Source organism: Achromobacter sp. GbtcB20, assembly GCF_019091095.1.
Lineage (GTDB): Bacteria > Pseudomonadota > Gammaproteobacteria > Burkholderiales > Burkholderiaceae_B > Achromobacter > Achromobacter mucicolens.
The window spans coordinates 1-434 of record NZ_JAGXJZ010000248.1 but is presented as its reverse complement, the minus strand read 5'-3'; the positions used below and the strand labels follow the sequence as shown (position 1 = coordinate 434).

The 434-nt window shown below is 66.6% G+C and carries 1 protein-coding gene; it reads right to left on the bottom strand.

Annotated features, from left to right (window positions below; genetic code table 11):
- The coding region (locus tag KVT32_RS28825; RefSeq protein WP_371825635.1) for an autotransporter-associated beta strand repeat-containing protein at nt 1–434 on the bottom strand (434 nt) is incomplete at both ends.

Sequence of the window (434 nt, the reverse complement as noted above, 5' to 3'; positions counted from 1 at the left end):
CAGTTCCAGACCTGCGCCGTTTGCGATCGCGGTCGCGCCGGTATAGGTGTTGGTGCCGCTCAGGATCTCGTGGCCACCGGCGATGTTCAGGCCACCGTTACCCTGGATGACGCCAGCGAAGGTGTCGTGCGCATTCGTCAGGGTCAGCGTCTGATCGCCCAGCAGCACCGCGCCCGAGCCGGACAGGGACTGTACTTCGGCGCCGCTGTTCGTGGCGGCGATGTCGGACGTGCCGTTGTTGACCAGGCCGCTCGAGGCGGCAATGGCGCCCGAGCCCGACAGCACCAGGGTCGACCATTCGGCGACGCTCGTCGCGCCCGTATAGGTGTTGGCGCCGCTCAGCACCTCGAAGCCGGCGACCGCCAGACCGCCGTTGCCGCGTATGACGCCAGAGAATTCGTCGTTGGCGTTGGTCAGCGTCAGATCGGATTCAC